Genomic DNA, 13014 nt, shown 5'->3' with positions numbered 1-13014 from the left:
GACATGCCGTCCTCCGATCTCCCGGGGCCGACCGATCCGGCCCTCAGGGTATCGGGTTCCCACATTCATCCGTACATGTGCGGATGAATGTGGGAGGTGTTCGGATAAAGTCGATAATCAAGGGACTATCGGCAAACGAGGAGCAACTAAACAAGTTGGTTGATAATTGCATGAAAGCAGATATACTACAATTGATTAGATAGAGGAGGTTTCTGCATGGACGTTATTAACAAAGATCTCTTGGAGCAACTGAAAGAGTTTCAGGAAGAGGGCGTCGTGGTAGAAGTGTTCGACTTTGAGGACTACATGGATAAATTCTGCCATTAGTTTCGAAATTTACTCGCCTCGCTTAAAGGAGAAGTCGATTATCGATTTCTCCTTTTTAATTAAAGATATTATTGAAATACATGCTCTTAGCACAGGTTGGCCTCTCAGTAAACTGGGAGGTTGCTTTGGCTAGTTAGAGATATGTGAACGTCCGTTAGACTGAATCTCAGGGTAGAAGGGGCCTCCAGTGTCCAGATCAACAAGGCAATGCTGCGTTTCGGCTAATAAGAACGATGGCTTTTTGCGTGTGGCGGCGGCGTCGCCGCAGATTCGCGTTGCCGATGTCGAGGACAATGTCGAGGTTGCATTGGCGGCTGTTCGCGAGGCTGCCGAGCGCGGCGTTCGCGCGCTGGTGCTGCCCGAGCTCAACTTGTGCGGCTATACCGCGGCCGACCTGTTCCATAATCGCACGCTGCTGCATGCCTGCGAGGCTGCTTTGATGCATATCCTCGATGAGACTCGTGAGCTGCCGATTGTCTTTACCATCGGTCTTCCCGTTGCGGTTGCCGAGAATATCTACAACTGCGCCGCCGTGTGCTGCGCGGGCGAGCTTTTGGGCCTCACGGCCAAGAAGCATCTGCCCAACTATGGCGAGTTCTACGAGCGCCGCTGGTTTGCTCCGGCGCCCGCAGATCCTGTGTGGGTCGAGTTTGCCGGTCAGGGTCCGGTTCCGCTGGGTTCGGAGCTTGTCTACCGCTGCTGTGACGAGGGTGCCGAGGATATGGTGCTGGGCGTTGAGGTCTGCGAGGACCTGTGGGTGCCGGCGCCCCCTTCGACCGAGATGGCGCTTGCCGGTGCGACGGTGATTCTCAACCCGTCGGCTTCGGACGAAATCATCGGTAAGGCAGACTATCGCCGCAGCCTCATCTCTAACCAGAGCGCACGCCTGTACTGCGCCTATGCCTATGCGGACGCGAGCGAGGGCGAGTCCACGACCGACATGGTCTTTGCAGGCGAGAACCTTGTCTACGAAAACGGTTCGAAGCTCGCCGCGACCAAACTGCTTACCTGCGATATGGCCGTCGCCGATGTCGATCTTGACCGTCTGGTTGCCGAGCGCCGTCGCTCGACGACGTGGACGCGCGCGGACGATGCGCCGGAGGCCACGACCGTTGAATTTTCGTTTGAGGGCGTGCTGGCCGAAGAACCTGTCCTGCGCGATGCCTGCGATATCGACCGCGTTTTCCCGCGCGCGCCCTTTGTGCCGGCCGACCACGGCGACTTGGCCGAGCGCTGCGAGACGATCCTCGATCTGCAGACTGCGGGCCTCAAGACCCGCCTTGCCCACACGGGTATCAAGGCTGCGGTTATCGGCCTTTCGGGCGGCTTGGACTCCACGCTAGCGCTGCTTGTGACCGTGCGTGCCTTCGATGCACTGGGGCTGCCGCGCACTGGTATCACAGCCATGTCCATGCCCGGCTTCGGCACGACGCATCGCACCAAGTCGAATGCCGAGTCGCTCGCTCGCGACCTGGGTGTGAGCTTCCGCGAGGTTTCGATCCACGCGGCTGTGGAGCAGCACTTCAAGGACATTGAGCACGATCCGGCCGTCCAAGACGTGACCTACGAGAACAGCCAGGCGCGCGAGCGTACGCAGATTCTGATGGATCTGGCCAACCAGGCTGGCGGTTTTGTCATTGGCACGGGCGACCTGTCGGAGCTGGCGCTCGGCTGGGCTACCTATAACGGCGACCACATGAGCATGTACGCCGTCAACGCGAGCGTGCCCAAGACGCTTGTGCGCCATCTGGTACGCTATGCCGCCGATGTCTTTGGCGGGCGCATTGCCGAGGTCTTGCTCGATATCCTCGATACGCCGGTGTCCCCCGAGCTTCTGCCGCCCACGGGCGACGGCGAGATTGCGCAGAAGACCGAGGATTTGGTGGGCCCGTACGAGTTGCACGACTACTTCCTCTACTACCTGCTGCGTTTTGGCTTTGAGCCGGGCAAGATCTACCGCATGGCGCTCAAGAGCTTCGAGGGCGCCTACGACGCCAAGACCGTCCACACGTGGCTACGTACGTTCTACCGTCGCTTCTTTGCCCAGCAGTTTAAGCGCAGCTGCCTGCCCGATGGTCCCAAGGTGGGCTCGGTGACGCTCAGCCCGCGCGGCGATTGGCGTATGCCGAGTGACGCCAGCTCGCGTCTGTGGCTTGCGCAGATCGATGCGCTCAATCCGGTTGATTAAGGTTGGCTAAATTGAACCAATACGGGGGTTGCAAGCGTTACACTTTTGCAATCTGATGGCCCGTATCGCGCGGCGCTCTTGTCGGAGCGCCGCGTTTTTTTATATCGAAAGGTGGCACCATGCAGGCATCGCAGCGTCTCGACCGCTTTGGCGCGGAGGTCTTCGCCTCGCTCAACAACAAACTGCTTGCGCTGAAGGCTCAGGGCAAGACCATTTATAACATGAGCGTGGGCACGCCCGACTTTAAGCCGTACGACCACGTGGTCGTGGCGCTCACTCAAGCGGCGCAAGATCCCGAGATGTGGAAGTATGCCCTGCGCGACCTGCCCGAACTCAAGCAGTCCGTGTGCGATTACTATGAGCGCCGCTTTGGCGTTTCGGGCATTACACCGTCCATGGTGCAGTCGTGCAACGGCACGCAGGAGGGCGTGGGTCATTTGGGCCTGGCCCTGCTCGATCCGGGTGACACTATTTTGGTTCCCGATCCGTGCTACCCGGTCTTTGAGGCGGGTGCCAAGATCGCCGATGCCAAGCTCGAGTACTATCCGCTGGTTGCCGAGCACAATTACCTGCCCTATGTGGCGGGTATCGATCCCGAGGTGGCCGATCGTGCCAAGTATATGATCGTGTCGCTGCCCGCGAACCCGGTGGGCTCGGTGGGCACGCCCGAGATCTACGAGGAGATCATCGCTTTCGCCCGCGAGCACGACCTGCTCATCGTCCATGACAACGCGTACTCCGACATCGTGTTCGACGGCGAGCCGGGTGGCAGCTTTTTGCAGTATCCCGGTGCGCTCGAGGTGGGCGTGGAGTTCTTCTCGCTTTCCAAGTCGTTTAACGTCACCGGTGCCCGCATTGGCTTTTTGGTCGGCCGCGAGGACGTGGTCTCTGCCTTTGCCAAGCTGCGCGGCCAGATCGACTTTGGCATGTTCTTCCCGATCCAGAAGGCTGCTATCGCCTGCCTGAACGGTCCGCGCGATGAGGTCGAGGCGCAGCGTCTGAAGTACCAGGAGCGCCGCGATGCCCTGTGCGACGGTCTTGAGGACCTGGGTTGGGAGCGTCCCAACGCGCATGGCTCCATGTTTGTGTGGGCCAAGCTTCCCGGTGGTCGCACCGATTCCATGGCGTTTTGCGAGGAGCTCATGGAGAAGGCCGGCGTTGTGGTGACGCCGGGCGCGAGCTTTGGTCCTTCGGGCGAGGGGCACGTGCGCATGGCGCTGGTCCTGCCGCCCGATCAGATTGCTTTGGCTGTCGAGGCCATTCGCGAGGCGGGCCTGTATTAGAAAGCTATTTCGCCTCGTCAATATATCGAAACCGATTTCGTGCAGTTATTTTACGAATCCTGCAAACAATTTCGGTAAACGGTCGATTTTTGGCTGCGAATAGGAGCATAATCAAAGTCCCGATTGGATGTATTGGGATTACGACAAGCCGCTCGGGTCGTTCCCGGGCGGCTTGTTTGTGGAGAGAGATGGGAGTTTCTAATGGTTAACGAGAAGAAGGTCGCTATTGTCGGCTGCGGTTTCGTCGGTTCGTCTTCGGCGTTCGCGCTGATGCAGAGTGGTCTGTTCTCCGAGATGGTCCTCATCGACGTGGACAAGAACCGCGCCGAGGGTGAGGCCCTGGATATCGCGCACGGCATGACGTTTGCCGAGCCGATGAAGATCTACGCCGGCGATTATTCCGATGTCGCCGACGCCGCCATGATTGTCGTTACCGCTGGCGCTGCCCAGAAGCCCGGTGAGACCCGCCTGGACCTGGTCAACAAGAACGTCAACATCTTTAAGTCCATTATCCCCGAGATTAAGAAGTCCGGCTTCGACGGCATTCTGCTCATCGTCTCCAACCCGGTCGATGTTCTGACCTACGCCGCCATCAAGATGTCCGGCCTGCCCGAGGGCCACGTCATCGGTTCCGGTACCGTGCTCGACACCGGCCGTCTGCAGCAGATGCTTGGTGCCCACGTCGAGGTTGACCCGCGCGACGTTCAGGCCTATGTCATGGGTGAGCACGGCGACTCCGAGTTCGTCGCTTGGTCCAGCGCCCAGGTTGCCGGCGTGCCGCTGAACACCTTCTGCGAGCTTCACGGCCATCTGGAGCATGAGGCCGCCGAGAAGCGCATCGCCGAGGACGTCAAGAACTCCGCCTACACCATCATCGAGAAGAAGCACGCCACCTACTATGGCGTCGCCATGGCCGTCAAGCGCATCTGCACCGCCGTTATGCGCGATGAGCAGACCGTTCTGCCTGTCTCCTCGCTCATGGTGGGCGAGTATGGCCTGTCCGATCTTGCCATCTCCATGCCGACCGTCGTTGGCCGCGACGGCGTTGTCTGCCGCGTCCCCGTGCCGCTGAACGATGACGAGCAGCATGAGCTCACCGTCTCCGCCAAGGCCCTCAAGGACATCATCGACAGCGTCGATTTCTCCTGCTAAATCAAGCTCGCTAGAGCGAAAAGCTACAATGAAGGCGTCCGAGTCCACGCGGCCCGGGCGCTTTTTTGGTGCAAAGTAACCTGACCCCAATGCACTATAGTCGATGGGAGGGCCATGTCGGATTCGCCTAATTTTTTGACCTATGCCCAGACGGCGTTTGATCCGTTTGAGGAGCGGCCGTTCTGCGCGGTGGATAGCCTGGTCTTTGCGTGGTTGTCCTATTTGCGTTTGCCGGGTGATATGGCGGAGCTGACGAACTGGCAGGGCCTGGACGTACGCGAGCTGCTGCGTGCCGAGTGCTATCGGGACATGATTGACGACTTGTGGGACCCGGAGGGGAGCAGGGCCTTGTTGGAGGCCGTGGCAGCAAGTCCTCGCTACCGTGGCGTGCACGTTTGCGGCTATCGTGCTGTGAGCGATGTGGTGGCGACGGAGCAGTTTGCAGCCATGGCGTTCCGGTTTCCGGCGGGGTTTAGTTACCTTTCCTTCCGGGGGACCGACAGCACGATTGTGGGTTGGAAAGAGGACTTTAACATGGCGTTCCGGTGTCCTGTGCCGGCCCAGGAATCCGCGGCACGTTATGTGGACGAGGCGGCGGATGCGATTGACGGGCCGCTTTTGTGCGGAGGTCATTCCAAGGGTGGAAACCTTGCGGTGTACGGTGCGGCAATGTGCTCCGATGTCGCCCGTGAGCGAATCGAACGGGCATATTCCCATGATGGTCCGGGTTTCGTCGAGGAGTTCCTGAACGGCGACGCCTTTGCCGATCTTTCCGGTCGAATCGACAAGACGCTACCTCGGTCGTCGATCTTTGGCATGATGTTCGAGACACAGGAGGACTATGCCATCGTTGAGAGCACCGAGTTCAGCCTGCTGCAACACAATCCCTTTAGCTGGGTGGTTGATGGTCGCGACTTCGTGTACTGCGAGCGCCTGTCCGCCGGTGCTCGATACGTTGATGGCTCTATTCGCGAGATGCTGCTTGCAGTGTCGCCTAGCGAGCGCGAGCGTTTTGTAGATGCGTTGTTCTCCGTGTTTGAGGCTACGGGTGCTGAGCGGTTTGCGGATATCGCTGGGAATCTGCGCGAGAGCCTGCCCGTGATGCTCCAGGCTACGCAAGGCTTTGACAAGGATACGCGACGCTTTGTCTCGCAGACCATCGCGGCAATCCTTAAATGCGCACTGCTGCCCAAACGACCCCAGATCGACATGCCCGCTGCCGGCAAGAGTTTGGCAGAACAGCTCGAGACTTGGCAGTCCGAGCTCCTGCGCTAGCCATTGGTGCAAAGCAACCTGTCCCCGATGCACCAATCTTCGATGCGCCTGGGGCGGGCTCGACCGCTATACTGGTTCGTGCCGAAATCGATCTAGAACGGAATGCCGTATATGAAAATCAATCACGCGATTCTGCATATCCTGGACTTTGACTCTGCCGTCAACGTCATGAGCCAGCGCGAGCTCGATATCGAGAGTCGTACCGTGCGCAACTTCGTGACCACGCATCTGCGCCGCGCACGCACCTCGGCCGACAATAAACGCGCCACGTTTGCCGAGAGCTCTGCGTTTGGTGGCGAGCTCAAGGGCTATTTCTTTGGCGAGCGCGAGTTCGTGGACCTGTCGCAGCAGATTGCGGAGTTTATTTCCTCCGAGCTCACCAAAGCCGAGAAAGCCGAGTCCACCGACGTGCTCGTGGCCGATTTTGACGACGATGAGGATGCCCGCTGGTTTGCCGTGATGCTGCTGGGCTCCAAGCAGGCTTTTATGCACGAAGTGGGCCGCGAGGAGGGGGAGGTGCGCAACGACATCGCGCGCCACTACGCCATTCTGCCAAACCCCTCGCAAAAGGTGCCGAGCTATGCCATCGTGCGCGCGAGTACCATGGAGATCGGCTACGTGGACAAGAAGCGCAAGATTGCCGGCGAGGACTGTATGCTTATCCCCGATGGCCTGCTGCAGTGCGACACGGGCGTATCGGGCAAGGAGGTCATCGACACCGTGACGCGTGTGGTCGAGGAAGTCGCCGAGGAGCACGGTGCCAACACGGCTATAGCGCTCGCTAAGGTTAAGGCTGCCGTTGCCGAGAAGGTCGAGGATGACGAGGAGCTGCCGCCTTGGGATATCGTCGACGAGGTCTTTGAGGACGAACCGGTTATCAAGGAGAGTGTGCGCGCGGCACTGACCGAGGAGAAAGTGCCTGAGCGTGTGCCCGTGGAGCGCAAGCAGGTCGAACGCGCGGCGGTGCGCAATCATAAGATCCGTACCGACACGGGTATCGAGATCAGCTTCCCGGCCGAGATGGGCTCGAACTCCGAGTACATCGAGTTTGTCAACGAACCCAACGGCCTCATCTCCATCGAGCTCAAGAATATCGGCAGCATCGAGAATCGATAAACTGTGCTTGGACACTGCAAAAAAACAAAGGCCGAAGCCTCGGATGAGGGCTTCGGCCTTTTTGCTTGGAGCTGAATTGCGCCGTAGGTTGAGCATACGTCAGCGAAAACGCCCCTAAGCGAGCAAGGTGACGTGAAAGAGGAGGGAAGCGTACTTCGGTACGCGACCGACGATTGAACGTCAGATTGCCGCTCTGGGTCGTTTGTAGCGTCGACTAGTTACGCGGTTTGGTAAAACCGCGTAACCCTACAGCTGGCGCAGGCCTTCCTCGAGACCGGTCTTGCTGTCGGTCTTCTCGTCACGCATCTTGATGACGCGGGCGGGGACACCGGCCACGACGGCACCGGCGGGGACGTCCTCGACGCACACGGCACCGGCAGCCACGACGGCGCCCTTGCCCACGCGCACGCCCTCCAGGACCACGGCGTTGGCGCCAATCATGACATCATCCTCGATGATGACGGGCGTGGCACTCGCGGGCTCAACGACGCCTGCCAGTACGGTGCCGGCGCCGATGTGGCAGTTCCTGCCCACGGTGGCGCGGCCGCCCAGGACGGCGCCCATATCAATCATAGAGCCCTCGCCGATAACGGAGCCGATGTTGATGATAGCGCCCATCATAATGACGGCGCGGTCGCCGATCTCGACGCGGTCGCGAATGATCGCACCCGGCTCAATGCGGGCGTTGATGCCCTTAAGGTCTAGCATGGGGACGGCGGAATTGCGGCAGTCATTCTCGACGTCGTAGTAGTCGATGGAGTCGGCATTGGCATCGAGGATGGCTTTGAGCTCATCCCAGTCGCCAAAGACGGTCTTGCCACGACGACCGCCGTAGACGTGCGCATTGCCCCACTGGACCTTCATGCCGGGCTTTTCACGCACGTACAGCTTGACGGGCGTCTTTTTGGGCGCGGTGGCGATGTAGTTGATAATCTCCTGTGCATCCATCTCGGCTGCGCTGCTCATTTGCTATCTCTCCTTTGGGTGGATTCGGTTGATACCTGGTTAGGCAAACATGACCTGGTCAAACGTATAGAAGCCGTGCTCACGGGTGACGAGCTTCTGCGCGGCTGCCAGGGCGCCGTTGACGAAGATCTGACGGCTCGTGGCGCGATGCGTGAGCGTGACTTCCTCGTCCTGGCCAAAGAAACTCACTTCGTGCACGCCGGCGACAGTGCCACCGCGCAGCGAGTGCATGCCGATTTCCTTGGGGTCACGCGCGCCGCACATGCCCTCGCGGCCATAGACGGGGTGGTAGCCTGCCTCGGGCTCGGCTTCGGCGACGGCGTCGAGCAACAACTTGGCGGTGCCGCTGGGAGCGTCGACCTTTTGGTTGTGGTGCGTCTCGACAATCTCGCAGTCAAAGCCGGGCAGCTCGCGCGTGGCCTGTGCTACCAGATGACGCAGGGCTGCGATACCGATGGAGTAATTGCCGGAGTGCATGACGCGGGTGCTCTGACCCAGCTCGCGCAGGCGATCCATCTGATCGGGTGTGTAGCCTGTGGTGCCCGAGACCAACGCGGCACCCGTGCGCTCGACATAGGTGACGATGGCATCGAAGGTCACGACGTTCGAGAAGTCGATGATGACGTCGGCTGCCGGGACGCTCTCGAGCTCGGACAGATCAAAACCGATCTGGGCGACGATATCAAAAACGGGCTGACCGGCGGCGTCGACAACGCCCTCGGCGGTGGTGCGGATGAGCGAGCCCATGCGGCCCGTTCCCATAATGACAGTCTTAATCAAGCAGACCAGCTCCCTTCAGAGCATCGGTAAGTGCAGCGCGCGTGCCGTCTGCCATGGGGCATAGAGGCATGCGGTAGTTTGCCTCGATCATACCCATCTGAGCAAGCGCTTCCTTGACGGGGATGGGGTTGACCTCGCTAAAGAGGGCATTGATGAGCGGCTGACCGGCAATCTGGATATCGCGGGCGCGCTCCACGTCGCCGTCCAGATAGGCGCGGCACATATCGTGCACGAGCTGCGGCTGAACGTCGGCCCACACGCTGATGGTGCCCGAGGCGCCCAGGCTCATGAGCGGCACGGTGAGGGCATCCTCACCCGAGTACATGCGGAAGTCGTCGGACAGCAGGTGGGCAATCTTGGCCGCGTGGGCGACGTTGCCCGAGGCTTCCTTAATACCCATGATGTTGGGATGTGCGGCCAGGCGTTCTACGTTGCGCTCGCTGATGCCGCAGCCGCAGCGGCCGGGGATGTTGTACAGGATGCAGGGGATGTCCACGGCATCGGCGACGGTCTTAAAGTGCTGATATATACCCTCTTCATTGGACTTGTTGTAGTAGGGGGTAATGAGCAGCAGGCCGTCGGCTCCCAAACCCTGGTAGGTGAGCGACTTGGTGAGCATGGTTTGCGTGGAGTTGGAGCCCGAGCCGGCGATGACGGGGACGCGTCCTGCAACATGCTTGACCACGGCGGCGACGACGGAGTTGTCCTCGTCATCGGTCATCGTGGCGCTCTCGCCGGTGGTGCCCAGGGTGAGGATGGCGTCGGTGCCATTTTGCAGGTGGAAATCGATAAGGCGCTCGAGCGCGTCGAAGTCGACGCTGCCGTCCTTTTTAAACGGCGTGACGAGGGCGACGATTGAGCCCTCGAGATTGCGGATGTCCATGTTCTTCTCCTTCGCGTCCGCGATCTGGATGCGTTTGTTCCATTGAACGGCGACGGCCAGGCGCTCGTCTTGGGCGCGACGGCGGGCACTTTCGGCGCGCGACTTGGCCAGCAGCTCTCGGCCGCACGGCAGCACGTCGAGCGTGGCAAAGTAATCGTCCGGGCGCTCGGCGCGACGAATGAGATCTGCTGAGCCGTCGGGGTGCAGCAATACCTCGGCGGAGCGCAGACGGCCGTTGTAGTTGTAGCCCATGGAGTAGCCATGCGCGCCGGTATCGTGGATTACAAGCAGGTCACCCATGTCGATATGCGGCAGCTCGCGATCGATAGCGAACTTGTCGTTGTTCTCGCATAGGTTGCCCGTGATGTCATAGGTGTTCGTGACGGACGCTGTGGCCTTGTCGGCGCCGCCCGGCTGACCCATTACCGTAATGTGGTGGTAGGCGCCATACATGGCAGGGCGAATCAAATCGACGGCGCTTGCATCGACACCGATATAGTCCTTGTAGATCTGCTTCTCGTGGATGGCCTTGGTGACCAGGCAGCCGTAGGGGCCCATCATAAAGCGGCCCATCTCGGTGCAGATCGCCACATCGCCCATGCCGGCGGGAACCAGGATCTCGTCGTATGCCGCGTGTACTCCCTCGCCGATGGCGCGAATGTCGTTGGTCTGCTGCTCGGGCAGGTAGGGGATGCCGACGCCGCCGGACAGATTGATGAAGGCGACGTGTGCGCCGGTCTCGCGCTCCAGGCGTACGGCAAGCTCAAAGAGGATGCGCGCGAGCTTGGGGTAGTAGTCGTTGGTGACAGTGTTGCTGGCAAGGAATGCGTGGATGCCAAAGTCCTCGGCGCCCTTGGCCTTGAGCATGCGGAAGGCCTCGAAGAGCTGCTCGGTGGTCATGCCATATTTGGAGTCGCCCGGGTTGTCCATGATGCCGTTGGAGAGCTGGAACAGGCCGCCTGGATTAAAGCGGCAGCTGACCGTCTTGGGGATGGGCCCCGCAACGCGCTCAAAGAACCCGATGTGGCTGATGTCGTCAAAGTTGACGATGGCACCCAGCTTGTCGGCGAGCTCAAAGTCGGCAGCCGGTGTGTCGTTGGACGAGAACATGATGTCGTGTCCCGTGATACCCAGTGAGCGGGCGATCATGAGCTCGGTATAGCTCGAGCAATCGCAGCCGCAGCCGTATTCGTTGAGAATGGAGATGAGCGCCGGGTTGGGGTTGGCCTTGACGGCAAAGTATTCCTTAAAGCCCGGGTTCCATGCAAAGGCGTCGCGCACTTCTTGCATGTTGCGGCGGATGCCCGCCTCGTCGTATAGATGAAACGGCGTGGGGAACTGCTCGACGATATGCTCGAGTGTCTCCTTGTCCACAAACGGCTGCTTGGCCGCATATGCCTCGTTGGGGGTCAATGCCATGTCCCGTAAACCTCGCTATCCAGACGGCGCCATCTGCGCATCGAATCCGCATAGCGTGGACCCAATGTCCGGATAGCGCTCCCGCATTGCTGCAGACAGTCCTGTGGGTGTTTCCCACAGGCCCACCAGGTTGTTCGTGCCCGAAAAGCCCAGTTCGGCGGGTTTCGCCTCCCCACGGGGTCAAAGCCTGCCGGCTCGCCCGCGGTTCTTCGTGCCCGCGCCTCTATCAAGTGGTAACGACCCTACCACGTTGCACTTTACCAAACAAGAGTATTCGTATATAACGTTTAAAAAATGCAGGGATATGCTGGAAACATGTGCGCCACAATCCTGTATCACAATAAGTTGCAACAGATGTGCCTCACGAAGGGATCCTCTATGACCGAGCTCCAAGAACTCCGTCGCTATCGCCGCGATCTCCATCGCATTCCGGAGCTCGATTTCGATCTTCCGCAAACCATTGCCTATATCGAGGGCGTGCTGGCACCGCTCACCTGCGAAGTGACCCATCCGTGCCCCAGCTGCGTCTGTGCTTTCTTCGACGCCGGCGTTGATGCCGCGCATGCCACGGCGATTCGCGCCGATATGGATGCGCTGCCCATCGCGGAAGCGACGGGAGCGGCCTTTGCCTCAACCCATCCCGGCAAGATGCACGCTTGCGGACATGACGGACACATGGCCATGGCGCTTGCCGCCGCGACGTATGTCGACCGTACGATTCGCGAGCATCCGGGCGCCATTAGGCGCAATGTTCTCTTTGTGTTCCAGCCGGCCGAGGAAACGACCGGTGGTGCCAAGACGGTATGCGAGAGCGGTGTGTTCGAGCGCTATGGGGCCGACCGCATTTTTGGCTTCCATGTGTGGCCCGATCTGCCTGCCGGCACGTTGGCGAGTTGTTCCGGTCCGCTGCTGGCGCGTTCGAGTGAGACACACATTCATATTCACGGGACGAGCATCCATATCGCTAAGACCTATGGCGTTCCGGTCGAGGAGTCGCACGATGCGGCGCTGGCGGCTGCCAAGTTCTTGGTTGCCGAGCGCGAACTGATGGACGAGCTGGGCACCGACAAGCCCTGTATCGGTAAGTTTGGTCTGCTGCAGGCCGGTACGGTTTGCAACGCGGTGGCGGGGGAGGCCCATGTGGCCGGAAGCCTGCGTGTGTTTACGGACGACATGTTCGACCGGGCGCGCGAAGGCGTGCGCCGCGTGCTGGACGATGCCTGTGCCGCAACGGGCTGCACGTATGATCTCAACTTTGCCGAGGGCTATCCGCCGGTCGACAACGACCCCGAGTTGTTTGCCAGCGTCGCGCCTGCCTTGCCCGGGCTGCAGCTTGTGGAGGAACCGCTGCTGATCGCCGAGGATTTCGCGTTCTATCAACGCCATCTGCCGGGCGTGTTTTTCCTGCTGGGCACGGGTATGCCAGAGGACCAAGACAACCCGAGTGATTCGGATGGCTGTCCCGCCTATGCCACAAGCGCTCTGCATACCGATAGCATGCTCTTCGACGAGGAAATCCTTCTCAAAGGCCTCGATGTCTACAAACGATTGCTTTTGCTTGACTAAGGCGCAAAGGACTATTTGTTCTAGAAAACACGAACAAACGTACGATATAATAGAGATGT

Annotated in this window: 9 protein-coding genes and 1 riboswitch; of the genes, 6 read left to right on the top strand and 3 right to left on the bottom strand. The window is 59.9% G+C overall.

Translation table 11 applies throughout. The features are described 5' to 3' along the window. Window positions 1-514: 514 nt before the first annotated feature. From NBH09_RS08135 to NBH09_RS08115, 5 genes are all read left to right on the top strand, one after another. Window positions 515-2515: an NAD(+) synthase gene (locus tag NBH09_RS08135; RefSeq protein ID WP_250787657.1), complete on the top strand. Its 2001-nt coding sequence runs from the start codon at window positions 515-517 to the stop codon at window positions 2513-2515. A 119-nt stretch (window positions 2516-2634) separates the two neighbouring features. Further along, window positions 2635-3798, top strand: coding sequence for a pyridoxal phosphate-dependent aminotransferase (locus tag NBH09_RS08130; RefSeq protein ID WP_250787656.1), 1164 nt, complete (start codon window positions 2635-2637; stop codon window positions 3796-3798). Window positions 3799-3999: 201 nt separating this feature from the next. After that, window positions 4000-4950 carry an L-lactate dehydrogenase gene (locus NBH09_RS08125; protein WP_117735270.1) on the top strand — a complete coding sequence of 317 codons (951 nt, stop codon included), beginning with the start codon at window positions 4000-4002 and terminating at the stop codon, window positions 4948-4950. A gap of 114 nt (window positions 4951-5064) precedes the next feature. Continuing rightward, the gene (locus NBH09_RS08120) at window positions 5065-6225 is read left to right on the top strand and encodes an Mbeg1-like protein (RefSeq protein WP_250787655.1); all 1161 of its coding nucleotides are present in this window, start codon (window positions 5065-5067) and stop codon (window positions 6223-6225) included. A gap of 111 nt (window positions 6226-6336) precedes the next feature. Next, window positions 6337-7341, top strand: coding sequence for a nucleoid-associated protein (locus tag NBH09_RS08115; RefSeq protein WP_250787654.1), 1005 nt, complete (start codon window positions 6337-6339; stop codon window positions 7339-7341). Between the two features lie 246 nt (window positions 7342-7587). On the opposite strand, the gene dapD is transcribed toward NBH09_RS08115, so the two are convergent. From dapD to dapA, 3 genes are read right to left on the bottom strand one after another with little or no spacing between them, the layout of a single operon-like run. After that, window positions 7588-8307, bottom strand: coding sequence for a 2,3,4,5-tetrahydropyridine-2,6-dicarboxylate N-acetyltransferase (dapD, locus tag NBH09_RS08110; protein ID WP_284703135.1), 720 nt, complete (start codon window positions 8305-8307; stop codon window positions 7588-7590). A 39-nt stretch (window positions 8308-8346) separates the two neighbouring features. Next, window positions 8347-9087: a 4-hydroxy-tetrahydrodipicolinate reductase gene (gene dapB / locus NBH09_RS08105; protein WP_195624771.1), complete on the bottom strand. Its 741-nt coding sequence runs from the start codon at window positions 9085-9087 to the stop codon at window positions 8347-8349. Next, window positions 9080-11389, bottom strand: a complete 2310-nt coding sequence (gene dapA / locus NBH09_RS08100) for a 4-hydroxy-tetrahydrodipicolinate synthase (RefSeq protein WP_250787653.1) — start codon at window positions 11387-11389, stop codon at window positions 9080-9082. Before dapA ends, dapB begins: the two co-directional genes overlap by 8 nt. 65 nt (window positions 11390-11454) lie before the next feature. Beyond that, window positions 11455-11623: riboswitch (Lysine riboswitch) on the bottom strand. A 144-nt stretch (window positions 11624-11767) separates the two neighbouring features. Between dapA and NBH09_RS08095 the strand changes: the two genes are divergently transcribed. Beyond that, complete coding sequence (locus NBH09_RS08095) at window positions 11768-12955, top strand: N-acetyldiaminopimelate deacetylase (protein ID WP_250787652.1); 1188 nt, start codon at window positions 11768-11770, stop codon at window positions 12953-12955. Window positions 12956-13014: the final 59 nt, after the last annotated feature.

Source organism: Collinsella sp. BG-O-102, from assembly GCF_023656745.1.
In the GTDB taxonomy this organism is placed as follows: Bacteria; Actinomycetota; Coriobacteriia; order Coriobacteriales; family Coriobacteriaceae; genus Collinsella.
Note: the sequence above shows the minus strand (reverse complement) of the source record. Positions and strands in the feature narration are given on the sequence as shown.